This window comes from Candidatus Ichthyocystis sparus (assembly GCF_900078745.1).
In the GTDB taxonomy this organism is placed as follows: Bacteria; Pseudomonadota; Gammaproteobacteria; order Burkholderiales; family 2013Ark19i; genus Ichthyocystis; species Ichthyocystis sparus.
Window position 1 is genome coordinate 42,557 of the sequence record NZ_FKII01000043.1, and the last position, 24,572, is coordinate 67,128.

Here is a 24,572-nt window from a genome sequence, read left to right on the forward strand (position 1 = left end):
TCTCCAAAGATGACATTTGAAAAAGAGAAGACTGTAATAAACGAAAAGCAGGAGGTGCTAATCACTAGCCGATCGATATAGCTCCTTTTTACTAACATAATGAACAGCGTTTTCCTTGATTCCTTCTATTTCACTATCAGAAAGCGAGCGAACAACTTTTCCTGGTCTACCCAAAACAAGGCTCCTCTCTGGAATAAAAGTATTCTCGGTAATAAGTGTTCCAGCTCCTATAAGACAAAAAGACGATATATGACACCCGTTAAGTATTATACAGCCCATACCTATCAGGGTTACGTCATCTACAATACATCCATGAAGTATGCTTCCGTGACCTACCGTAACCATCTTACCTATTTTTACTGGGTATCCCTTGTCGTTATGTAAAACACATCCATCCTGGATGTTAGAGCAATCCCCAACAACTATAGGCTCATTGTCCGCACGTAGGACGCTTCCAAACCATACCCCAACATTGTCAGACAGAAGCACATCGCCAACTATACAAGACGTGGGGGCAATCCATGACGAAGATGCAATACTGACCCTCTCAGGAAAAATTTTCATTTATACTTACATCTATAAATTCAGTATCACATATACTAACCTAGCAAGTACTTTCAATCCAGTCTGATGCCCTACTGATTTCTAAGGTTGTTTTCTTTTAGATAGTGCTTGGCTAATTTTTTTAGCTCTTTATAAGCACTGTAGTCACTTATTTTGAGATATTTTATGACATCAATATCGTCTTTATTGAGTTTTCTTATGTCTATGTTCTCCATATGAACGAGCTGTAAGAGCATAAGAACCGGCTTAGGTATAGAACGACCACTTTCATACCTAGATCCTCCGCTCTGAGTAACTCCAACTTGCTCCCAAAACTGCTGCTGGTTTAGTCCCAATTTCTTTCTTATTTCCCTAGGACTAACCTTTTTCTTCTTCGATGAAGTATGAGAATTCCTCATAGGTATTTCCTTTTGTCTTTGTAGATTACAGGGATTCAAATTACCTACAATAATTACGAATGCCATTACTACACGATAATATCCCTTGAACATAGCCGTTCATCATTATAGGAAATACCAGTGTATGACGTCATAGTAGACTCATACTAAAAAAGCAACCCGGAATTTTGCCAATTATTTAATTAATATTGATTATAATTATTATTAATTAAAATTATTGATTAACAAATAATTTATACGATATATATGTACAGTTACTGTATTTTTGTTTGTAGTGTAAGTAATGCCTATACTACGTTTGATTTTTTTTTATGGTACCAACTACAATAATTATCACTAATTAAATTAAACAATGAAATTTTTTATTTTGTACATACCAATCAATAACGATGCATCTTAAATGCACTACCTAAGTGAACCTAAATTGGCGTGCGTGTTTGTCTTGATTATTAGCATGTGTCTCAATTACTATATTTTCTATGTAACGTATTGTATTTGATAAAATGCTTATAGTGTAACTTACATTAATCAACAAGATAAACCTACAAAAGAGCCTTCCTAACTTTTTTTTGTACATGATTTTCAAAATCTGACAGCAACACAACATCATCTAAATTGTCTCTAGTGTATCATTATGATCCTATGATAAGAATTGCTCTGTGAAACTTACTTAATTTATTTGTCCGTTAGGTTGTTTTTACTAAATTTTAGTAGTCGAGTACTTTTTCTATTAGAATGGATCCTGTTTGGTAAGGTGATTGGTTTTATTTTTTTTGGATAATTTTTTTAGGAATTAGGACTAAATTAAATGATAGATAATAGCATTTGTTTAAAAAGGCTCGGCAATCTTGCTTGTGAATTGGAAAACGGATTAGTCATAATCTCCAATTCTCCAGAAAAGTACAGGAATTTTCATATTGCTTACCCATACCGCCATGACAGCAACTTTTACTACCTAACAGGTTTTTCCGAGCCATCATCTGCTATATGCATAAAAATTCACCAAGGAAACATCGCTGAAACCACTCTATTCTGCTTGCCCAAAAATCCAGATGAAGAAATTTGGACAGGAGAAAGGTTAGGTATCGAAGGGGCGAAAGATAAATTCAATTTTGATAAATTTTTTCGGTATGACGTCCTGATTGATGAATTAAGCTCGATGCTGCCGGATTTTACACATATATATGCCAATTTCGGACAGAATCCAAAAGTTGATCAGTTACTGTATGATTATCAAAAAGAAAAGCACTTTAGCTCCTCCTATGATAGTTCCATTATACTTGAGGATATTCAATATCATATAGGCAAATTACGCCTTATTAAGGATAACTATGAAATACAAACAATACAAAGGGCTATTGACATTACAGAAAAAGCTCACTGCCAAGCAGCTAGATCTATCGCTCCAGGTCGTTGGGAATATGAAATAGAAGCCGAGCTTATGCATGTTTTTTACAAAGAAGGTTCACGTCGTACTGCGTATGACAGCATTGTTGCCAGTGGAGATCGTGCTTGTACACTTCACTATACTAATAACGATAAGCTGATACAGCTTAAAGATTTGGTTCTTATTGATGCTGGTTGCGAGTACGAAGGATATGCCTCGGATATAACTAGAACTTACCCCGCCTCTGGAAAGTATGAAGGCTTATCTAAAGAAATATATGAGCTTGTTATATTGGCACAAGAGGAAGCTATTCGTGCAATCTGTCCTGGCCGTGATTTGGTAGAGGTACATTTAGCCGCTATTAATACCCTTTCCCAAGGTTTAATTGATATGGGAGTTTTTAAACAGCCACTGGATGATGTGCTTTCAAAAAAATTGTATAAGAAATACTCTATACACAGTACAAGCCACACGTTAGGCGCTGATGTACATGATACAGGATTCCATGATGTAGGCCACAAGCCTAATATACTACAGTCAGGTGTTATTATAACGGTAGAGCCAGGTCTGTATTTTAGAAAATCAGATGATATTTCTGATTCTTTCTGGGGAATTGGAGTTAGGATAGAGGATGATGTATTGGTTACAGATAACGGGTGCATAGTTATGAGCTCTCGTATTCCTAAATCCTGCGAAGATGTCGAGGTAATGATGAGGTCATGACTGATTTTTATCCTTTTATAATAGTTGGTGCTGGACCAGTGGGTTTAACGCTCATGAGCGCATTGAGCAGAGCCAATTTTTCTCCTGTTCTTTTCGGTACGGACGACCTTCCTTCCTCCAAAGATGCTAGATGCATTGTTTTGATGCTAGAAAACGCAAAATACCTGTGCTCACAGGGCCTACTATCACTTGATGATCTTAGCCCTATTGATCGGACCGACATCTTTCATGCATCAGGGTTTTCAAAATTAACTGTTCGCGCATCCGACTACAACGAGCACCATCTAGCCTACTGTGTGGACTATACTAAGCTTTTTTCTCTTATGAGAGTAAATTCTTTACAAAACAGTTATTCTCAAAATATTTTTTTGGGTATGCGCTATATCAGTCATGAAGTATGTAGCGAGTATGTTAATGTTTTGTTTGAAAGAAAGGATGGCTCAATTTACAATTGCCGATCATCACATTTGGTCGTAACATGCCCACTGAAGTCTAATTTTTTAAATGCGACCTCCAGTGTTAAGCACTATGCCGCCTTAGGTACAATTTCTCTTCCTTGCGCTACACCGAGGTGCGCATATGAAATTTTAGGGAAATTTTCTGTTACGGCGTTGTTGCCCCAAGATAATCATGAGTGGAGATTTATAGAAATGCTAACTGACAGCTCGCTTTTGTCTACGTCTTCCGTTTCTAATCGCTTGCGTTTTTCAGTGGCCTCCCATCTGGGTTATATTGGTAATATTGAACACGTGGTCTCATCAGAGATACCAGTTTTTTTTAGGTTAAACTTTACTCAGGAAAATAGAGTACTATTTATGGGAAGTTCTGCCCAAGCGCTGCATCCGATAGGTGCTCGTGGAATTAATTTTTCACTCTCTAATGTTCGCTCTTTGGTCAATTGTATGAGACAATCTGCTACCAGTGGCCAAGGATCTGCATTGATGGCATTTTCCTGCTACGAGAAAGAGTGCTACTGCAAACGTAAAATGTTGTGGTACTCAACGGATTCACTGTCTAGATATCTTACACATCGTCGGGCGCTGTTTTCACTTCTAGAAGATTGTGGGCTGTTTGTTTTTAACGGAAGCAAGATACTTAAATCTGTTTTGCGGCGAATTATTTATTCGTCGTGCTAGCTTTCCTGTTTCTAAAAAAGGTTTTATTGTGCTTCTATGCGTCTATATGCCCGATTGTAGTGTGATAGATTTGTGTAGGTCTTTTATTTTTTTGGAGGGGGTATGACTCAAGATAGTGATGATTTAGTGGAATGCCTGCGTAAGAGAATATATAGATATTTCGATGATTTGGACGGTGCCAAACCTCATCAGGTATATAGCATGGTTATCCATGCTGTTGAACGTCCATTGATTGAGATCATACTTGACAAAACTCGTGGTAACCAAACCCAGGCTGCCTCAATTTTGGGTATTGATCGTAATACTCTTAGGAAGAAAATTAATCTTTACAAAATAACAGCAGATAGTGGTAAATAGTGCTGCTTTATTTTTTGCTAGGATTTTTGCATGTGTAATGTTTTGTAGCGTGTTATATGGAAAAAAATATTATTTCTCTCACCGTTTTGTTAAGTGTATCTGATAAGTCTGGTATTGTTTCTTTTGCGAAGGCTATGTTGGAGCGTGCTAACGCTAAACTGGTTTCTTCTTCTGGTACTGCTGCTCTTCTTTCTCAAAATAACCTTAAATCAGAAACAGTGGAAGATTGGACAGGGTTCCCAGAAATTTTAGATGGCCGTTTTAAAACCCTTCATCCGAAAATACATGCCGCTATATTGGCTAAGTCCAATAGAGATGATCACTCTCGTGATTTATCCATGCACGGTATTTCTGCCATTAACGTTGTTGTTGTTAATCTTTATCCATTTAAAGAAGTATTATTAGAACATTCTTCTGACCATGAAAAACTTATAGAGAATATAGACATTGGTGGAGCAACACTCTTGCGTTCTGCTGCCAAGAATTATGAGGATGTTTTGGTTCTCGTTGATCCAGCAGACTATGATCGGGCTTTAGAGCAGTTACTTAAGGAAGGTGGTGTGGATTATTCATTTCGCCTTGAAATGGCAACAAAAGCCTTTAGGCTTATTGCTGATTATGATCACGCTATATCAGCGTACTTTATTGATTATTTTCAAAAGAGTTTTCCTTCTCACAGGTCCTCTTGCCAATTTGAGTTTGAGCCACATTTATTCCTCTCTTTGCGTAAAGCGCAAGATTTACGGTATGGAGAAAACGCACATCAAAGAGCTGCACTTTATTTTGATTCTTCTCTCAAAGAGGGGGGGGTAGCACATTCATCCCTTTTGCAAGGTAAAGATCTTTCCTACAATAATTTAGTTGATGCCGATGCTGCTTGGTCTTGTGTTTCTTCATTCAAGGAGACAGCATGTGTTATAGTAAAGCACGCAATTCCTTGTGGTTTGGCTTTAGGTGACGCTGCCCTTGAGGCATACAAGAAAGCATTCCGTGGTGATTCTTTATCTGCTTTTGGTGGGATAGTGGCTTTTAATCGTGAAGTTGATGAATCAACTGCGGTTGAGATACTGAATGTCTTTGTTGAAGTAGTTGTTGCGCCAAGCTTTACTAGCGCCGCTAAGCGGGCGCTGGCCAGCAAACCTAACGTTCGTGTGTTGATTCCTATGCCACCTTCATCAGATGACTTGTATGAGATGAAGCACATCAGTTCCGGGTCGTTTATACTTCAAGAGCGTAATTTTCGTCAAATAACTTTTAATGAATGTCGCGTAGTTACTGATAAACACCCCACTAAATTACAGCAAAGGGACCTTTTGTTTGCTTGGGAAGCGGTCAAGCACCTCAAGTCAAATGCTGTTATATTCTGTGCAAATAGCATGTCTTTGGGAATTGGTGCGGCTCAGATGAGCCGTATTGATGCAGTTGATCTTGCCATTTCAAAGGCTGCTAATCGTAACCTGAACTTAGCTGGGTCGGTTATAGCATCAGATGCCTTTTTCCCCTTTCCAGATAGCCTAGAACGTATAGCTACGACTGGTGCTGTAGCAATAATACAGCCTGGAGGCTCTGTTCGTGATCAAGAGGTAATTGATAAAGCAAATAATTGCGGCCTGGTGATGATTTTCACTGGCGTTCGTTACTTTCGCCATTAGGATTAATTAGCTTTTTATTCATCTACTTGATTATTACTACTGAATATACATAGAGAGAATAGGTTTTATGAGAATTTTAGTCGTTGGGTCCGGCGGTCGGGAGCATGCTATGGCATGGCGCCTTTCCTATGGAGCTCGTGTTAGCAAGATCTATGTAGCACCAGGTAACGCTGGTACCGCTTCCGAGGAGGCTATGGAAAATGTTCCCATAGCAGCAACTGATATTGAGTCACTAGCGGATTTTGCTAAATTGCACGAAGTAGATTACACAATTGTTGGTGGAGAGCAACCACTAGAACTTGGAATAGTGGATTTATTTAGAAGCCGTGGTATTCCTATTATTGGGCCTATGAAAGATGTTGCTCAGATGGAAACTTCCAAGATATTTGCTAAAGAATTTATGACGCGCCATTCTATTCCTACCGCAAAATATTCATGGTTTGACAGTTCAGATGCAGCTCGGGTACATATAGATAGCTTATCGTATGATTATGTTATTAAGGCCGACGGGTTAGCTGCTGGCAAAGGAGTATTCTTACCATCCTCAAAGGACGAAGCTTACAAAGTTGTAGATAGTCTTATCAATGAGCGCTCTCTGGGAAATTCAGGGGCATCTATTATTGTGGAAGAGCGTTTAAATGGTACCGAAATAAGTTTTATGGTGCTAACTGACGGAAAAAACATTGAAACCTTTGCTACTAGTAGAGACTATAAGCGCCTTCGAACTGGTGATTTGGGACCTAATACCGGTGGAATGGGAGCCACTTCTCCTGTACCCTCAATTACACCTGAGCTATACGCTAGAATAATGCGTGAAATTGTTAGGCCAACGATAAAAGGAGTTCTTACTGATCAAGGAGTGCCGTATACCGGGTTTTTATATTTTGGGATCATGCTCTCGTCAGATGGCTCCTTGTTCCTGCTTGAATATAATTGTCGTTTGGGCGATCCTGAAACCCAAGTTTTAATGATGAGATTAAAATCAGATTTTAGTGAGTTACTTTTTTCCGCTGCTCATCAAAAAATGGAATCTTACCCAGACATAGAATGGGACACACGCTATGCCCTTGTTGTTGTTATTGCTTCTGAGGGATATCCTTCGAATCCTGTGGTTGGACGTCCTATTCTATCTTTGCCAGATAATACTGCCACCTTTAAGTTGTTTCATTCTGGTACGACATATGAAAATGGCTGCCTTTTAACATCCGGTGGGAGAGTTTTTGGTATAACAGTCCTGGGGGAGACGGCACGTATTGCTCGCAAGAATGCATATGATATGATTCCCTCTATATCATTTAAAGGAATGCAGTATAGGTCTGACATAGGGTATAAGTGCATCAAAGACCATTCTTAGCGTCTTTATTTTTAATATTATCCTAACCAGGACTACAATTTAACGTTTATATGTGTTTGGATATGGTTTCTTATGCGTAGACTTATTTCTTGGATTGCCCCTGAAGGTCGGTATCTCGTTGCCGGGTTTGTTGTTTTGGCATTTACGGTTCATGTATTCCTGGGATTAGTTTTTTCCTGGTTCTTTATTCTGCTTGTGCTTTTTGTAATTCAGTTCTTCCGTGATCCCCAAAGGCCGGTAGGAAATCCCGATCCTAGCTTAGTTATGTCAGCTGCAGATGGTAGAATTGTTAGTGTTACCCAAACCGAGGACCCGTACCTTAAGAGACCATCAATTAAGATCAGTGTTTTTATGAATGTCTTCAACGTTCACAGCAACCGTATACCAATTTCTGGTCTTATTTGCAATAAGTGGTACACTCCTGGAAAATTTTTGCATGCATCTTTGGATAAGTCCTCTGATAATAATGAGAGATGTGCTCTGTGGTTAAAAACAAACAGGGGAGTAGATGTGGTATGTGTTCAAATAGCTGGACTCATTGCTAGAAGGATACTCTGTTATGTTGATTCTTCTCAGACGGTGGAAATTGGTCAAAGATACGGCTTTATTCGCTTTGGTTCCAGACTAGATATTTATCTTCCTGTGGAGTCTCGTGTATTGGTTTCTTTGGGAGATAAAGTTAAAGCAGCTACGACGGCCTTGTGTGAGCTGCCAGAATAGAGGTTCTTTTTGAGGAGTTAAAGTATCCTTATGTATAAGAGGGCTTTTGAGCTGCGTTCTGCTAGGCGCAATCTAAAAAAAAAGACGGTGTATTTATTACCAAATTTATTAACTACTGTGGCATTATTTTGTGGTTTTTTCGCTATAATACGTGCTATGGATGGTGATTTTCGTAGTGCCGCTTTGGCAATATTTTTTTCCACCATATTTGATAACTTAGATGGAAGAATTGCCAGGCTTACTCATACTCAAAGTTCGTTTGGTGCAGAGTATGATAGCTTGTCCGACATGATTTGTTTTGGGGCAGCGCCATCACTGATTATGTACGAATGGTCGCTGAAGTTGATGGGCCGTCCTGGTTGGGCAGCTGCGTTTATTTATTGCGTAACTGCAGCACTGCGGTTAGCTCGTTTTAATGTCTCTCTAGACTGTGAGGATGAGCCAAAGACTCATTTTCTGGGCCTACCAAGCCCAGTAGCTGCTATGCTACTAGTGAGTTACGTGACAGTTATAAGAAATCACAATCCCGCCATTTCTCCGTTTTTTTTGGCTATGATTTCGTGGTTTCTTACCGTTAGTGTTGGTCTTATGATGATCTCCAATATCCCATTTTATAGTGGGAAAAACATTAATTTTAGAAAAAGCGTCCCGTTTTCCAGGGTTGTTTGGGTGGTGCTAGCTATAGTAGCTTTGTCCCAATCATTAATTGATATTTTTGATATGCTGTTCGTTATCTCTGTACTATACCTTTTGTGGGGATTTATAAGGTCATTTATTGCTCGATTCAGAAAAAACGACCCAACTACTGATGAGCGTGTGGTGGATGAGGACAATTGTAATTCGTAGAAACTCATTTGATAAATTTTTCCAAATTGCAAGACTTTGTTAAGGAGGGCATGTTTTATGTCACGGCTTGTTAAGATATTTTTTTCTTACCTGTTTGTCGGGTGTTTGGGTGCTGCTATAGCCATCGCCGCCATCAGGTCCTACCCCTCGTATGCCAATAGTAAATATTTTAAATCTATTAATATACGTAGTGCATCACCAAATTGTTCCAAATGTTTGGCAAACAATACTTCTTATTTTTCGAAAATCCTAGACTCTGCACGCAAATCTGTGGTTCATGTCCGTGTTACTCACAAACCAGATTTTTTTAGGTGGGGAGTTGATGATATAACTCGCGATTTAGATTCTTGGTTTGGGCAATTAGATGATTCACTTAGAATTAATGTCCGTCAAGTGCAGGGTATTCACTCTTTTTACGAAGGTTCAGGGGCAATTTTTTCAAGTGATGGCTATATACTGACCTCTGCCTATTTACTGTATGGAGTAGAGAGAGTTCAGGTTACAACTTACGATAACAAGGTTTATGAAGCTCAGGTAATTGGTATTGATCGTAATAGTGGACTAGCATTGCTTAAAATTTCTCCTGAAGAAAAGCTGTTTCCAGCGAAGCTAGCTAATATGGACGGAGTAGCAATTGGTCAGTGGGTAATTTCTCTTGGCTATGACGATTCTTTGTCCCATGGTGTTATTCGCTACTATATCCCGCATCATTTTATAATGACAGATCTATCACTTACAGTTAAAAGTATTGGTGGCCTTTTGCTGGATATGAATGGTAATCTTCTGGGATTAAATACCCCACATGTTGATTTTTCTAGTAATTTTTCCTTAGTTATTCCTTCTGATTATGCTTCTAGAATAGTTTTGGAATTGAAGAAAAAGGGCTTCATTAAACCAACATATCTGGGTGTGGTGGCACAAAATTTGTCTCCTGATTTAGCCGCTTCTTTTAAATTAAAGCCAAATTCTTGTGTTCTAGTTTCTCAAGTTATGGCTGGATCACCAGCATTAAGCGCTGGTATTACATCAGGTGACTGTATTTCCCATTTTGAAAATACCCCTGTCACTTCTGCCGGCACCTTATATTCACTTATTACTACGCATGATAATACTAAGCCAGCAACTATAGTACTCTGGCGCGATGGCTCTCAACAAAAAATTATTGTTGAATGGAATAATAGGAAAATTTCTGCCAATATTCCTCCCTTCCATTTTTATGAGCCCATGGGAATTTATTTGAGGGAGATGTTGCCATCCGAACTTGATGATGCCCATACTAAAGCTGGATTGCTTATTGGTAATATTATTAATACCGGTACAGCATACAAAGTAGGATTGCGTTCAGGCGATATTCTTGTTGCTATGAATGGAAAACCACTTAAGGAGTTGTCGCAGTTTGACGAAATGATTAATTCTCCAGTTAAGTCGGCGGCTTTTCTAATACAGCGCGATTCTGATAGGGCCTTTGTTGCAATTGAGAAAGCAGAATCAGCTAAAAAATAACTACGTTCTTAGCGCAGGGTGTTTTAGTCTATTATTCTAAAATGCCCTGCTTTAGTCTCTGGGTTTGTTTTTTTTTGTTGTCGGTTTCTCTGGAGACGTGACTGAATGAAATTGGATGAGGTTCGTACCGCTTTTTTAGATTTTTTCAAAGATAACGGGCATACTATAGCTCCTTCAAGCTCTCTTGTTCCAGATAGCAGAGATACTACTTTGCTTTTTACAAATGCTGGCATGGTTCAGTTTAAAAACGTTTTTATAGGCAAAGAATGTCTTTCATATGATACGGCAGCTTCTGCGCAACGTTGCTTACGCGCAGGTGGTAAACATAATGACCTAGAAAATGTCGGTTATACATCACGGCACCACACATTTTTTGAAATGCTTGGTAACTTTAGTTTTGGTTCTTATTTTAAAGAAGAGGCTATTACTTATGCTTGGTCTTTTCTAATTGATTTTCTAAGGTTAGAAATATCTCGCCTATGGGTAACAGTTTACTTTTCGGATGATCAAACGTACAACATATGGCGTGACAAAATAAAAATACCGGAAGATCGCATCATACGCATAGGAAATAAAAATGAAGAAGCCTACACATCAGATAATTTTTGGCAAATGGCTACTACTGGCCCATGCGGCCCATGTACGGAGATTTTTTACGATCATGGTCCATCTGTAGCCGGTGGTCCTCCAGGATCGCCCTCTGCTGAAGGTGACCGTTTTGTTGAAATTTGGAACATAGTTTTCATGGAGTTTGATCTTGGTTCAGACAGTGTTCTAAGACCTTTGCCAAAACCATGTGTTGATACTGGAATGGGATTAGAGCGTATTTCTGCTGTAATGCAAGGGGTAAGCGGAAATTATGATATTGACTTATTTCGTAGATTAATCTCGGCGATAGAATCTATAGTAGGATTGTCAGATTCTTCTTACAAATCTTCTTTTAGAGTTATTGCTGATCATATTAGATCAACTGCTTTTCTAATTTTTGATGGTGTAATACCAGGTAATGAAGGACGTTATTATGTTCTTAGGCGGATAATACGTAGGGCTATTCGCCATGGATACCAGCTTAACCAACGGTCACCATTTTTTTACAAATTACTTCCTGAGCTAGTCTCAATAATGGGAGATGCTTATCCAGAGTTAAAAACAGAAGAAGAAAGAATTGCATCAGAAATTAGGGATGAAGAGGAGCGTTTTTTTGAGACTATAGCAAATGGAATGGTACTTTTAGAAAGGGAGCTTTCTAAAAATATATCTATTTTAGACGGCTCTGTAGCATTTAAGTTATATGATACTTTTGGTTTTCCTCTTGATCTAACAGAAGACGTTTGCAAGTCCCGTAATATTTATGTAGACACTGACGGCTTCGATAGAGCTATGGCTGCCCAGCGGGAGAATGCACGTTCACACAGCTGTTTTGGCAAAAATTTTTCGGTATTCGTTGGTGATGAAGTACGTTCTAATTTTTGTGGTTATGATACTAGCAAATTGTCTGCCAGCATATTAGCTATATACGTTAATGGACAGTTAGTACCATCTCTTTTGGAATCACAAGAGGGGGTTATCGTTTGTGATAAAACGCCATTTTATCCAGAGGGAGGGGGACCAGTAGGAGATACGGGTAAATGGTATTCAGAAGATTTATCATCTGTTTTTAATGTTACTGATACACAAAACCTATCTGCCCTTGTTATTGCTCATTTTGGGTTCATGTCTAAAGGTACTTGCAAAACATCTGATATTATGTTGGGTGAAGTAAATTTAGAGCGTAGAATGCAAATTGCGCGCCATCATTCTGCCACCCATTTATTAAACTCAGCTCTTCGCAAAATTCTGGGAACACATGTTAAGCAACGTGGTTCTTATGTAGATGAACATAAGTTGCGTTTTGATTTCTCCCATCGTGATCCTATATCAGAAGAGCAACTCTCTGAGATTAGTAATTTTGTCAATGATGAAGTTATGCAATCTTCTGATACCAAAATTTGTTTTATGCCATATCGGGAAGCAATCAACTCAGGAGCTATAAGTCTTTCCTCAGACAAGTATGAAGATGTAGTTCGTGTTCTGCAAATAGGCTCATCTAGGGAATTGTGTGGAGGAATACACGTAAAAAATACTGGAAATATAGGACTGTTTGCTATTACCTGTGAATCTGCAGTTTCATCTGGTGTGCGTCGTATTGAGGCTGTCGCTGGATTTTCCAGTCTCAGACTATTTTACGAAAGATCATCTCAAATACAAAAAATATCAAAAATTCTTAGTTGTAAACCCGTTAATATTATTGGTAGCATATCTAAAATTTCAGACAAATTGATAACTTCACAGAAATTGCTAGAGCAGGTAAAAAATGAGCGTCTGTTAGAGCGAGTTCTTTCTTACAAAAATAAATGTTGCTTGCACAACGATGTTAAGATTTTCTTGATTTACGATGACAAACTGGAAAAATCAGACGCCGTTTTCTGTGTAAATTACCTATCCAAGGACTACAGTCCAAGTATCGTAATTTTTATTACTAATGACGATTCGTGCTTTAATCTTATTTTTTCAGTTTCTAACACTATATCACATGTATTAGACGCACGTTCCATAGCTAAGGATTTTCCGAGTCTCATAATTGCTAAAGGAGGTGGAAGGGCTAATCTTGCACAGTATAGGGTACATTTTCCTGACGGTATTAGCACATTTTTTGACAAAGTATTTTTGTTTCTTACTCAGCAACTAGATAAAATTGTTTAATTCCTATCTTATAATAACTCAGGAAAATTTATGAAAATTTTGATAAGTAATGATGATGGATATGATTCAGAAGGGATTGTACTTTTGTCCAAAATAGCCCGGGATTATACTTCAGAAATTGTGGTTTTTGCACCTGATCGTAATAGAAGCGCATCCAGTTTCGCAGTAACTAAGGGAAATATTATAGTTGAAGAAATGGAATCCAATGTATACAGGGTCTTTGGTACACCCTCAGATTGTATGATAATAGCGTTAGAAGGTTTTTTTGATTGGAAGCCCGATCTCGTCCTATCTGGTATCAATTTGGGAGCTAATTTAGGTTCAGATGTAATTTATTCAGGTACAGTTTCAGTTGCAATGCAAGCTTTTTGGCATGGGGTGCATGGAGTTGCATTTTCTCTATGCAGCAACAACCCCATATACTTTAATACAGCAAGACATGTGGTAAAGTTATTTCTAGAAAACTATTTCAAAACTCTTTTTTTAAGACCTTTTCCTTCTGCCATAAGTGTTAACATACCTCCAGTGGCTATTTCAGATTGCAGAGGATTTGCATACACCAACCTTGGGCAAAGAAAAACTTCCCATCCAATATCTTGTCAAAAAGTATCAGATAAGGAGTATCATTGTTCGTTGGGTGATCTAAGTGGCCCATTAGGACTTTCGAATAGTCAAGATTTTTGGGCTACGCGTAATCGTTATGCATCCATTACACCATTGAAATTTGTACAGAGTAATTCTACCTCTTTTTACGATCCATCATGGATGGTAAAGTTATAGAACTACAGTAACCTAATTGATTTTATACTGCCACTATGTTTAATTTTAGATCGGGCATAATTTTTGCCATCTTCTCTTTCTTGCTTTCTGGATGTGCCATGATTTCTGAGAGAGGGAAGATTAGCCATAGTAATATACAAAGGCAAAAATTTGTATCTACAATTTCATATTGTCGTGGGTGCTACGTAATATTTGGTGATAGCAAGGATATAAAAACTTTCAGCACGCTCTACAAATGTCCTAAATCTAGACTAATAAGTTTGAATCCGCACTTTTCCTCATCTACTGTTATCCATGATGGTGAGGTTATAGTATTACCAGAAGAATGTAAAAATAATAGATTTTCAGGATTGGTTGTGCAACAAGTAACTTCGTCTCTTAACATTAATGACAGTGATAACTCCGAGTTTAAAACACCTCTCATACTAAATAATAACCATTGTATTTTATCTATAGCAGATAACAAGTACTCTAAAAAATTTATTCCACTTTTTTTTCCTACTACTCATAAGCCTATTTCGTTTAAAAAAGATAATGCTGGAGGTGCCCTAATTATAACATCCCCTAAAGATAAGGTTGTGTCTGCAGCAGCAGGGCAGGTGGTTATGTCTTCGTCCTCACTAAAAAAATATGGAAATCTTATAGTAGTTAGACATGGGTACAATTACGCTACAGTGTATGCTCATCTTGGAAAAAATATTGTGCAAAAAGGGGATAATGTTCAGGTCGGACAAGCAATAGCGTTGCCACTATGTGATGGTATTGATTGTTCATTTACATTTAGTACTCGCTTTAAAGGACATATTTTACCACTTCACTTTGGGCTTAAGATATTTACTGATAACAATATCAAAGCAAAGAAAGACGTCGAAGCAAAGAAAGACGTCGAAGCAAAGAAAGACATCGAAGCTAAGAAAAAACTGGCACCACCCGTAGGACATAAGCATCTTAATACTAAGAAGAATAATACTAATGTGCTTAATAAAAAATATGATAAGGGGACAACATACGCACTGGAATTGAAAAAGATGAATAGGTCTGCTACGCGTTTCTCTCATACGCACCATAAGTCACATACTGTTGTTAAATCTGCATCCCATTAAAAATTAATAACAAACAAAATTTATGTAGTTATATTAAAAACTACCAGCTTTATGTGTTCCAACTAGTATTTATTAACAGCTGTTTGATACACTGTCTTATCGCCTAAACCTAAATACTTGAATTAATTATTTTTTTCTTATGCCTACCTTTTGACCCACCTTTCATTTATAATCCTAATTTTCTGTTCGGAGATACAATTAGATGATTTCAGGCTGCATATCTGCTTTGGTTACGCCTATGAAACATGATGGTCAGGTTGATTTAGTAAGCTTGGATCGCGTGGTAGACTACCATTTAGCAGAAGAGAGTGACGGACTTTTGCTTATGGGAAGCACTGGGGAGCCTGCGCTTTTAACTGAAGAAGAAAGACGGGAAATTGTGACCAGAGTTTTAAAGCGGGTTGATGGAAAAATTCCCGTGTGGGTAGGTGTAGGAAGCAATTCCACCCGAGATAGCATAGTAAAAATAAAGGAAATGGAAGAAATAGGCGTCGATGTTTGTTTGTGTGTGGTTCCCTACTACTTAAAACCAACACAAAAAGGTATATACGAGCATTTTGCTTCACTTTCTTCGGAAGTATCTTGCCCTATTGTTATCTATAATATCCCTGGTAGGGTAGGAGTGGACATTTCTTTGCAAACCTTATTGGATTTATCTGAGATACCTAATATTGTAGGAATGAAAGAAGGAACAAATAATGTAGAAAGAGCTATACACTGGATGCATAATTTTCCTAAAAATTTCATGTTTTATGCAGGAGATGATTCAGTATCCTTGCCCAGCATTCTTATGGGGGCTAAAGGGTGTGTGTCAGTGACTGGAAATGTTGTACCGCGGCTTATGCATGATATGTGTGATTGTGCTTTTTCTGGTCAGATAAGTAGAGCTAGAGAAATCAATAGTAGTATATGGTGGTTTCACAGATTTTTGTTCATAGAATCAAATCCAATTCCAGTCAAATGGGTTTTGTCTGAGATGGGGTTGATAGAACCAGGTATTAGGCTTCCTCTGACCTGGCTTAGTGCTGAGCACCATGATAACCTGAGGCTCGCTATGAAGCAGGCAGGAATTAAAAAAGTTTGTCTGTAATTCATAATATTATTGACGATGGGAAAATTTATGTATCAATTTAAAAGCCTCTATTGTCTGCCATTACTATTTTTTTTGGTTGCCTGTAGCTCCTTGTTTTCTAGGTACTCTGCATCACCATATGGTAATGAGACCGCGAAATTGGTTATTCCACCTACTATGTCTCACCCTCAGTACGATTCTACATACGATCTAAGTGGGGTTATTAAAAGACCTGAGATGGTAGATAAAGATGCTGTAACTGCCAACTATAATAAAAACAATGACATTGACATGGTTGTTACTGCTAATCTTAGATTATCTGAGGATGTTTCTGGAATTACTGTATTTGTTCCAGAACAGCTTAAAAAAGTAATGAAAAAAACATCCGATTTTTTTTCTTACAATGGGTTCAGTGTTTCTTCTGATCTAAAGAAGCTAGAACTACATACAAAATGGAAGAAATACTACTACTATAACAAAGAAAATAATAAATTTTTTGGTGTTCCATATTGGGGCTTTCGTGATAGATATCACGTAATTTTTCATGCCCATAAATCGGGTACTTTTGTGTCTTTTGCTCATCGTGAAGAATCATCGTATATATCGTTCCTAATGGACTTGCGTAATAGAGAGCGTACAATTAGGCAATCCTCATCGTGGCATAATTGTTCAGGTTGCGGGTTGTATTCTTTTAGTTATTTGATTCCACGTTATCTTTCGCTCTTTGGGGCCAATCCGTCTGGAATTAACCGTCTCATGCTTTTGAGATATGCTCCTTTAACAAAAGTGGAAAAATATTTTCGGGATATCCTATTTCACCCGTTTTTGATGATTATTAGCAAGCCAGTAAGAGAATCTTGGTTCATGACTAAAAAGGCAATTGTTAGGAGTGGTATACAATTAAGTAAAGAAGATTTTGCTAATAAGAGTTTTACTATTAGTTATCTCGATCCTTCTTTTGTTCCACAAAATCAGGAGGGCATTGTTTCCAAAATTTCTAGATTTTTAGGATCTACTCCATCCTCCTCTGCCGATTTAGTAAAACCTAAAGCATATCTAATAAGGTTGTCATCTCTTTCTGGCAAAAAAGTTACTCAGGTCCTGGTTTACGATAGCTCGGGACATAAGATTGATACTTCACAAGTAGCGCTTAGGATTTTGGAAGTTATATCCAATAATTACTCTTGATTATGGGTATACATGACAGTATTCCAGTAATAGCCATTGACGGCCCATCTGCTTCTGGCAAGGGGGCCGTTTCAAAAAAGGTATCCAATACTCTGGGATTCCATTATTTGGAAAGTGGTTTGCTATATAGGGCAGCTGCTTTTGTTGCCATAAATAATAACCTACCATTAGAGGGTAATTTGGTATCAGAATTTATTTCCAAACAAAAGATTTCCTGGAGTGAAGATGGATCGATCTTGGTTAATGGAAATATCTGTACTAGACTCTACGACCCAGAAGTTTCTTTAGCGGCCTCCCGTGTGTCTAGAATCCCATCTGTACGAAAATTTCTTATGAGACTGCAAATGGATCGCCTCCGTGAGCCAGGCTTAGTTGCAGACGGCAGAGATATGGGTACCGTGGTATTCCCTAATGCCATTCTTAAGGTTTTTTTGACTGCTACGGCAGAGGTTAGAGCAAAAAGGAGGTTTCTTCAGTTGAAACAGCATAATAGCTGTGTAAGAATAAACGAAGTTTTGAGGGAAATTTTGCTTCGTGACTCATATGATTCAACTCGAGAATATTCTTCTCTAGTGGCTGCTGAGAATGCGGTGATAATCGACTCGACTGATCAATCATTAGATTGTGTTGTTGATGAGGTGCTGTTTCATGCTTCTCAGCGTATCTATAACCTTTAAAATGGGATAATTGTTTTTGTATCATTTTCCCTATTTTGTAACTAGCCTTTTGCTAAGGGTGTTGTTTAATGAATAAGTCTCCTCATGAAGTTGATGATGTAGAAGAAAGTTTTAAAACGCTTTTCGAAGAAAGCTTAAGCAAGCAAGAAATGCGCGTAGGCGAGGTTATTAGCGCTGAAGTTATACGAATTACTAATAATCTGGTTGTTGTTAGTTCTGGATTAAAGTCAGAATCGTATATTAATGCAGACGAATTCCGCAATGATCAAGGCGAACTAGAGGTATCCGTTGGTGATTTTGTCCACGTTGCTATCGAGGCGCTTGAGGATGGATATGGGGAAACTCGCTTATCCCGTGATAAAGCTAGGCGTATATCTTCATGGAATGATTTAGAAAAAGCAATGGCAGAAGGTGCTGTCGTTACCGGATGTGTGTCTGGTAGGGTCAAAGGTGGCCTTACAGTTATGGTCAATGGCATTAGGGCCTTTTTGCCTGGATCATTGCTGGATATAAGGCCAACCAAAGATACAAATTCTTATGAAAACAAAACCTTTGAGTTTAAGGTCATCAAGCTTGATAGGAAAAGAAATAATGTCGTCCTGTCTCGTCGCGCTGTTCTAGAAGATGCTCTTGGAGAAGAGAGAGAAGCTCTAATATCCTCTCTACAAGAAGGTGCGATAGTAAAAGGTATTGTTAAAAATGTCACGGATTATGGTGCCTTTGTTGATTTGGGAGGCATAGATGGTCTTCTTCACATAACTGATCTAGCTTGGCGTCGTATTAGGCATCCTAGCGAAATTTTGTCAGTTGGTGATGAAATTACAGCTAAGGTTCTTAAATTCGACCGAGAACGTAATCGTGTTTCACTTGGTGTGAAACAGCTGGGTAAAGATCCTTGGATAGGATTGTCTGCTCGCTACCCACAAAGGACACGTTGTAAAGGTAAAGTAGCAAATATTACTGATTACGGTGCTTTTGTGGAAATTGAGCCTGGCATAGAGGGATTGGTTCATGTTTCAGAAATGGACTGGACTAATCGTAATATTCATCCCAGCAAAGTTGTTCATCTTGGTGATGAAATTGAAGTAATGATTCTGGAAATTGATGAGCAGCGCCGTAGAATTTCCCTTGGTATGAAGCAATGTCATGCAAATCCTTGGGAAGATTTTGATAAAAAATATAAAAAAGGTGATCGCGTAACCGGTCATATAAAATCTATAACCGATTTTGGTGTTTTTGTTGGTCTGGACTGTGGCATTGATGCTCTTGTTCATTTATCAGATTTATCATGGACGCTTCCTCCAGAAGAAGCAGTAAGAAACTACAAAAAAGGACAAGAAGTTACTGCCATTGTTATTTCAATAGATGTAGAAAGAGAGAGGATTTCTTTAGGCATTAAGCAAGTTGATGATGGCCCATTTGGTATTTATGCTTCCATTAATGATAAGGGTTCAGCAGTTTCTGGTATAGTTAAAAGCGTTGATGAACACTTGGCTGTTATAGCTTTGACTGATGAAGTTGAGGGTCAGTTGAGTTCTTCTGATGCACTTGCGGATGATCTTACTACCTTGTTTAGTGTTGGCGAGGAAGTTAAGTTGATTATTTTAAACATTGATCGTAAGGATCGTCTCATTCAGTTGGCTATGAAGCCTGCTCCTAAGCAACCTTCGTCAGATGCTGAGAGTTCGTCCTTCGCTGAAAACAATGCATCTTCTGGTACGACAAACTTAGGTGCCTTGCTCAAAGCAAAGCTTGATAGTAACCAAAATAGTAGTGGTGATTATGAGTAAATATGGTGTAAATCGTTCTGATATAGTCTCTCGTGTTGCTGGACGTTGTGGGGGTTCTCTGTCCTTGAAGGATTGTGATTCTATTGTGCGTATAATATTAAACGCACTTTCTGAATCACTTGCAAGTGGAGGTCGTGTTGAAATTCGAGGCTTTGGATCTTTTGCTTTGAATTATCGTGCACCAAGGATTGGCCGTAATCCTAGAAACGGTGAATCTGTTGCTGTACCGGCACGTTGTGTACCACGCTTTAAACCTGGCAAGGAACTAAGAACCGTTGTTGATCGTTCTTCCCAAACTTTTTCGCGGTCACAATCAGACGAATAGAATTCGTGATTTAAAAAGTAGCGGCGTGCATAATTTGTACGCCGCCTGCTTTGTTGATTCAGGTTGTGCTTTCATTAATTTTTGTTGGAGGGTATATGAAGAGAAGTTTTTCTTCTTTGGTACCATTTGTTTTGGCCGCCTCTATTTCCGTGGCTATTATACCAATATTGGAAGGTTGTGGTGTAATAGCTGTTACTGGTATTGCTGCTGCTTTAGTAGTATCTGATCGTCGTCAGGCAGAGGTTATTTTATTAGATAGATCTACTCAGCTTAATTCTCGATCTATTGCTAATCGTTCGCTTCATTTTCGTGGCCACATTGAGGTTACGGTATACAATGGGATTGTTCTTATAACTGGGCAGGTACCGTCTTATGAAGATAAAGCAAGGGTAGAACGTGCTGTATCTAGAGTTAAGAATGTTCGTAGATTGGTTTCAGAGTTAACTGTTGCTCCTGAAACTACTGTCATACAGCGTGCTAAAGATTCTGCTCTTACGGCCAGGCTTAAAGCTAGTATTTCTCAACTTAAGAGACCATCACCTTCATTAATCAGAGTTGTTACGGAGAATGGAGTTGTTTATCTGATGGGAATAGTTACTAGGGAAGAGGCAAAAGTTGTTTCTTCACGTGTTAGGGTAGTTCCAGGAGTAAAGAAAGTTGTGGAGGTTTTTGAGATAGTATCCCAAGAAACTTCTGATCTTCTTGATGGACGCTATCCTAGAAAGAGTGACAAGTAGAAATCATTGTTTGTGTCGCGTGGATACAAATATTGCAAAAGCTATCATCAACATTACAAGTATAGTGATAGTGATTTGGGCTATGATTTTTGGCATTTCACTCGTTTCTTGTTGCTCTTTTCTCTCTAGTCTTTGTGCTACCTCCGTATTATTATAGTCTTCTCCACTCTCTGTGACTATCTGCTGGAGGTAGCTTTCTATTTCATCAACGACACTTCTTGATTCTGGGTTTTTTATATCAGCCTGGCTTAATATATAACGGACCCCACTGACATACTTAACTAAAGCATCATGTCTTACTTCATGGTTGTCAAAATTACAGGAACAACTAATATCTTCTTGTAACAGTTCCACCAATGCGGAAGCGGAGAAAATTGTTCCCACTCGTGAATCTACTTCGTTTAATAGATCTGCCTCCCAAATATCAGTATCATCAAATGCCAACTCCTGTAATTGTCTAGTAATGTATGTAGAAGGTCCGATTTCTCTTCCAGCGACGCGAATACCATGATACATCCTGGTACTAGATTCTCCCTCTTCCAAATCAAGTAGGCAGTTATCTTCTATACTATTTTCTGGTAATAACTCTTCGTGCATCTCTTCGTGCAGCACATATTCCAACATTCCACCCGGAAGTGATTTTAGAGCTAGCATAAAAATATTTTCCGTACATTGCAAATATAGGGTTCACGCATCAAAGATGCCTTAGCTTAAAAAAGAATCACAGCAGGATGTATCTTTGGTATTCGCATTATATTACGGCAGATACTCTCACTATCGGAGATTTAAGATTTTATTCCCGCAGGTTTCTTTAACATTTAAACAGAAATTACCACAAAGGCATACTATGACATAGGAATGATATTGAATGTAATGCTGACTTGTAAAGGCAATATCTAACGTTTGTATTGATGATGCATATCAACAATTTTTCAAGCGTCGTACCTCAGCGACAGTGTTATATCTTTCACCGATAATTTTGACAAATCTCCCATCATACGCGTAGACCTCCTGCGAGTGAAATCCACCTTCACATGCACATGTAGCCCCTCAACAATACTCTGGAATAATTCTTCCTCTATTCCGGCAACAACCTCTGCAAAACTATATGAGGTACCTGTAAATTTGCTCGATCCAGTTACAACAACTAGCATAGAAATAAGTTCTAGTAATTTATCTTTAAATTGATCACGGCACGAAGTTATTATACGCATGGAATTTTCATCTAGTAATTCTCTCTCTTCTTCTGTTACTACTTTAGAAGATAAAATTTTAACTATTTCTTTTTCTGGAAGAAGAACTGATAAATCACGTTCACTCCTATATTTTTCTGCTATGGAATACAGTTTTGCAGATATTTTTGAAAATATACCGGAGGCTTTTACAATTCCTTCAGCTTTACAAGACAAGAAACCAAGGAACTCAGTTTTTGACGATAAGGAAGAAAGATCCTCTGAGGTACACTCAATAAGCTTCGAATGATTGTCAAGTGATGATGCATAACCATAGAGATCACAACTAGACCCAGAAGATAATCTACTAAATATATCTTCGCCAAATGGTAGTCCATCAATTCCTCTTTTTAGTTTAATAATTTTATCAGATCCTACACGGCATGCATTAGAAGCCTCATTAATAAATTTCCTTTTTTGAACTAAAAAAGCAACTAAATCTGAATTGCTAGACATTGCATTTGCAAGATCACTTCTAGAGCACTCAATATTTTTTGCTAAATCACCTAATAAACATGCAATGCCATTAATAGAAGAATACTGCTCACACAAGAAATCTACTACATTCACACTTGAAGCAAGTGATGATACATCTGACTTGCTCCATTTAAGATTTTTACCACGCGCTTTATGGGTGGCAGAATGCTGGTCAAGAAGATGTTGTGCTCTTTCAAATCCTAATCTCATTACATACCTACAAGTAGAAAGAATAATATCTAACAGATCTTTTGTGCATGCTGACTCTCCAAAAGCTGATTTAACTCTCGACCCTACCTCATATAGAAGTACACTATGCGTTTCAGAGCGTCTAGTAAACGATAATTCTTTTTTCATCTCACTAACAGAGCAACCACCAAGAATAAAATCTGACACACCAGATCCTAGCAGTAAATTTTTTCTTTCTGTATAGTAGGCAATTAAATCCTCTATTTCTTCATTAATACCATGCTTTTCTACATAGCTAACAATTTCAGGAACCGTTATCTCACCTTCACCTTCACCTTCACCTTCACCTTCACCTTCACCCTCATCTTCACTATCATTTACAGAAATAGGAGAAGCTGTATCTTTACTTGCAGTACTTAATAACGCAAAAGGTTTAGACAAATTTGTAAAAGGAATAAACTCTGGACATTCGTAATTATTATCTCTTGATAGGGATGAGTAGTAACTTTTGCTTACAATGTCAACGGATACTAATCCAGAAATCATTTTAGGGGAAGTAGGAGGAGAATGTTGAATACAAGCAGGAGCTACAGCTCCTTCTTCACTTTCTATTTCAGGGGAGGAAGGAGAAGAGGGAGGAGAATATTGAATACATACAGCACGGGATCTAGTTTTTGTGGAAACAGGAACCATAACTTCTCTTCCACTTTCTGTTTCCCAGACTTCACACTCTGTATCTGTACCGCCACATGCACCAAGCTCAGATGAATCTTGGCGACTGGCTAATAATTTTGAAACTCTAGCACGCAACTTACGTAGATCTTCTTCGCTGAAACTTGAACTTTTCTTGGGGCTAGAACTAGGATGGCGCACTAATGGCCTATCATGAGAGGGTCTTTTTTTTAGTATAGGTTTAACATCAACAGATGATGCAGGTAGTTCTGTGCATCCACAAATAGCATCTTTGTAGAATTCTTTGCAGCTCGATATAGGATCGGAAAATCTAACCTTACCTTTTCCGATAGGAGATCGTAAATCCATACTAACTTCTCACATTTGTTTTTTATTGATCATTTATTTTTGTTAGTCGTTAGTGTGGTACTCATTTTTATTAGTTGTTGGCGTAACTTAATAATAGCAATATCTAATGGCATTAATAGCATTAAACAATAGAAACACCACACTAAAACATGCAAAAAAATATACACTCAACACACAAAGACATACATATCTATAACATGATATCAATAAATCACACAAGATGTGATAAGGTGTTATCTACCTAGTAGTACACGATAACATTCTAATTTAGTGAGTAAGTTACAGTAGTAGTACTACATCAGTAATATCATAAAAACAAAAATGGTTAGAATGGATATAGTAATTTGCACTTACTATAAAGAAAGACTATTATTTATATTACTAAGTTAATTGAGTATATAATATACATTACTATAGTTTCTATATATTCGAATATAAGAATGAATAGTATTTGATTATAAGATTAATCTCTGATTTAATTTTTATGAGGTGAATTTAGAACGAATAGCCATACGTATTTTTGCTGTTGGTATTAAATATAATTAACTTAAAGAAATAACTCTCCCGTTGTGGAGAGTG

At 37.9% G+C, this 24,572-nt stretch carries 21 protein-coding genes; 17 read left to right on the forward strand and 4 right to left on the reverse strand.

The features are described from left to right. Positions 1-57: 57 nt before the first annotated feature. On the reverse strand, positions 58-564 hold the full coding sequence (locus A6733_RS01245) for a gamma carbonic anhydrase family protein (RefSeq protein ID WP_092400840.1): 507 nt from the start codon (positions 562-564) through the stop codon (positions 58-60). A gap of 71 nt (positions 565-635) precedes the next feature. Next, the gene (locus tag A6733_RS01250) at positions 636-962 is read right to left on the reverse strand and encodes a helix-turn-helix domain-containing protein (RefSeq protein ID WP_092400925.1); all 327 of its coding nucleotides are present in this window, start codon (positions 960-962) and stop codon (positions 636-638) included. 808 nt (positions 963-1,770) lie between these two features. Between A6733_RS01250 and A6733_RS01255 the strand changes: the two genes are divergently transcribed. From A6733_RS01255 to A6733_RS01335, 17 genes are all read left to right on the forward strand, one after another. Next, a complete protein-coding gene (locus A6733_RS01255) occupies positions 1,771-3,072 on the forward strand; it encodes an aminopeptidase P N-terminal domain-containing protein (RefSeq protein ID WP_092400843.1) in 1,302 nt (433 codons plus the stop codon). Then, positions 3,069-4,208: a Rossmann-fold NAD(P)-binding domain-containing protein gene (locus tag A6733_RS01260; protein WP_092400846.1), complete on the forward strand. Its 1,140-nt coding sequence runs from the start codon at positions 3,069-3,071 to the stop codon at positions 4,206-4,208. Before A6733_RS01255 ends, A6733_RS01260 begins: the two co-directional genes overlap by 4 nt. 102 nt (positions 4,209-4,310) lie before the next feature. Further along, a complete protein-coding gene (locus tag A6733_RS01265; protein WP_092400849.1) occupies positions 4,311-4,565 on the forward strand; it encodes a helix-turn-helix domain-containing protein in 255 nt (84 codons plus the stop codon). A gap of 56 nt (positions 4,566-4,621) precedes the next feature. Further along, the gene (purH, locus tag A6733_RS01270) at positions 4,622-6,217 is read left to right on the forward strand and encodes a bifunctional phosphoribosylaminoimidazolecarboxamide formyltransferase/IMP cyclohydrolase (protein ID WP_092400852.1); all 1,596 of its coding nucleotides are present in this window, start codon (positions 4,622-4,624) and stop codon (positions 6,215-6,217) included. Between the two features lie 67 nt (positions 6,218-6,284). Continuing rightward, the gene (gene purD, locus A6733_RS01275; RefSeq protein ID WP_092400856.1) at positions 6,285-7,571 is read left to right on the forward strand and encodes a phosphoribosylamine--glycine ligase; all 1,287 of its coding nucleotides are present in this window, start codon (positions 6,285-6,287) and stop codon (positions 7,569-7,571) included. 72 nt (positions 7,572-7,643) lie between these two features. Further along, positions 7,644-8,291, forward strand: coding sequence for a phosphatidylserine decarboxylase (locus A6733_RS01280; protein WP_092400859.1), 648 nt, complete (start codon positions 7,644-7,646; stop codon positions 8,289-8,291). Between the two features lie 30 nt (positions 8,292-8,321). After that, positions 8,322-9,137, forward strand: a complete 816-nt coding sequence (pssA, locus tag A6733_RS01285; protein WP_092400862.1) for a CDP-diacylglycerol--serine O-phosphatidyltransferase — start codon at positions 8,322-8,324, stop codon at positions 9,135-9,137. 57 nt (positions 9,138-9,194) lie between these two features. After that, on the forward strand, positions 9,195-10,640 hold the full coding sequence (locus A6733_RS01290) for a trypsin-like peptidase domain-containing protein (RefSeq protein WP_092400865.1): 1,446 nt from the start codon (positions 9,195-9,197) through the stop codon (positions 10,638-10,640). 105 nt (positions 10,641-10,745) lie between these two features. Beyond that, a complete protein-coding gene (alaS, locus tag A6733_RS01295) occupies positions 10,746-13,382 on the forward strand; it encodes an alanine--tRNA ligase (RefSeq protein WP_092460264.1) in 2,637 nt (878 codons plus the stop codon). 30 nt (positions 13,383-13,412) lie between these two features. Then, positions 13,413-14,162, forward strand: coding sequence for a 5'/3'-nucleotidase SurE (surE, locus tag A6733_RS01300; RefSeq protein WP_092400872.1), 750 nt, complete (start codon positions 13,413-13,415; stop codon positions 14,160-14,162). 35 nt (positions 14,163-14,197) lie between these two features. Beyond that, positions 14,198-15,265 (forward strand): M23 family metallopeptidase, encoded by a 1,068-nt coding sequence (locus tag A6733_RS01305; RefSeq protein WP_092400875.1) that lies wholly within the window; start codon positions 14,198-14,200, stop codon positions 15,263-15,265. A gap of 202 nt (positions 15,266-15,467) precedes the next feature. Continuing rightward, positions 15,468-16,355, forward strand: a complete 888-nt coding sequence (dapA, locus tag A6733_RS01310) for a 4-hydroxy-tetrahydrodipicolinate synthase (RefSeq protein WP_092400878.1) — start codon at positions 15,468-15,470, stop codon at positions 16,353-16,355. 30 nt (positions 16,356-16,385) lie between these two features. Continuing rightward, positions 16,386-17,525 carry a hypothetical protein gene (locus A6733_RS01315; protein WP_092400881.1) on the forward strand — a complete coding sequence of 380 codons (1,140 nt, stop codon included), beginning with the start codon at positions 16,386-16,388 and terminating at the stop codon, positions 17,523-17,525. Between the two features lie 2 nt (positions 17,526-17,527). Further along, positions 17,528-18,202 carry a (d)CMP kinase gene (cmk, locus tag A6733_RS01320; RefSeq protein WP_092411503.1) on the forward strand — a complete coding sequence of 225 codons (675 nt, stop codon included), beginning with the start codon at positions 17,528-17,530 and terminating at the stop codon, positions 18,200-18,202. Positions 18,203-18,270: 68 nt separating this feature from the next. Then, positions 18,271-19,992, forward strand: coding sequence for a 30S ribosomal protein S1 (gene rpsA / locus A6733_RS01325; protein WP_092400888.1), 1,722 nt, complete (start codon positions 18,271-18,273; stop codon positions 19,990-19,992). Continuing rightward, the gene (locus A6733_RS01330; protein ID WP_092400891.1) at positions 19,985-20,317 is read left to right on the forward strand and encodes an HU family DNA-binding protein; all 333 of its coding nucleotides are present in this window, start codon (positions 19,985-19,987) and stop codon (positions 20,315-20,317) included. The genes rpsA and A6733_RS01330 overlap by 8 nt, the downstream gene beginning before the upstream one ends. Before the next feature lie 95 nt (positions 20,318-20,412). Beyond that, complete coding sequence (locus tag A6733_RS01335; protein WP_092400894.1) at positions 20,413-21,054, forward strand: BON domain-containing protein; 642 nt, start codon at positions 20,413-20,415, stop codon at positions 21,052-21,054. Positions 21,055-21,057: 3 nt separating this feature from the next. Here the strand turns inward: A6733_RS01335 and A6733_RS01340 are convergent, their stop codons facing one another. Both A6733_RS01340 and A6733_RS01345 read right to left on the reverse strand, forming a co-directional pair. Then, positions 21,058-21,708, reverse strand: a complete 651-nt coding sequence (locus A6733_RS01340; RefSeq protein WP_092400898.1) for a hypothetical protein — start codon at positions 21,706-21,708, stop codon at positions 21,058-21,060. 278 nt (positions 21,709-21,986) lie between these two features. Beyond that, positions 21,987-23,993, reverse strand: a complete 2,007-nt coding sequence (locus A6733_RS01345; RefSeq protein ID WP_092460266.1) for a hypothetical protein — start codon at positions 23,991-23,993, stop codon at positions 21,987-21,989. Positions 23,994-24,572 lie beyond the last annotated feature (579 nt).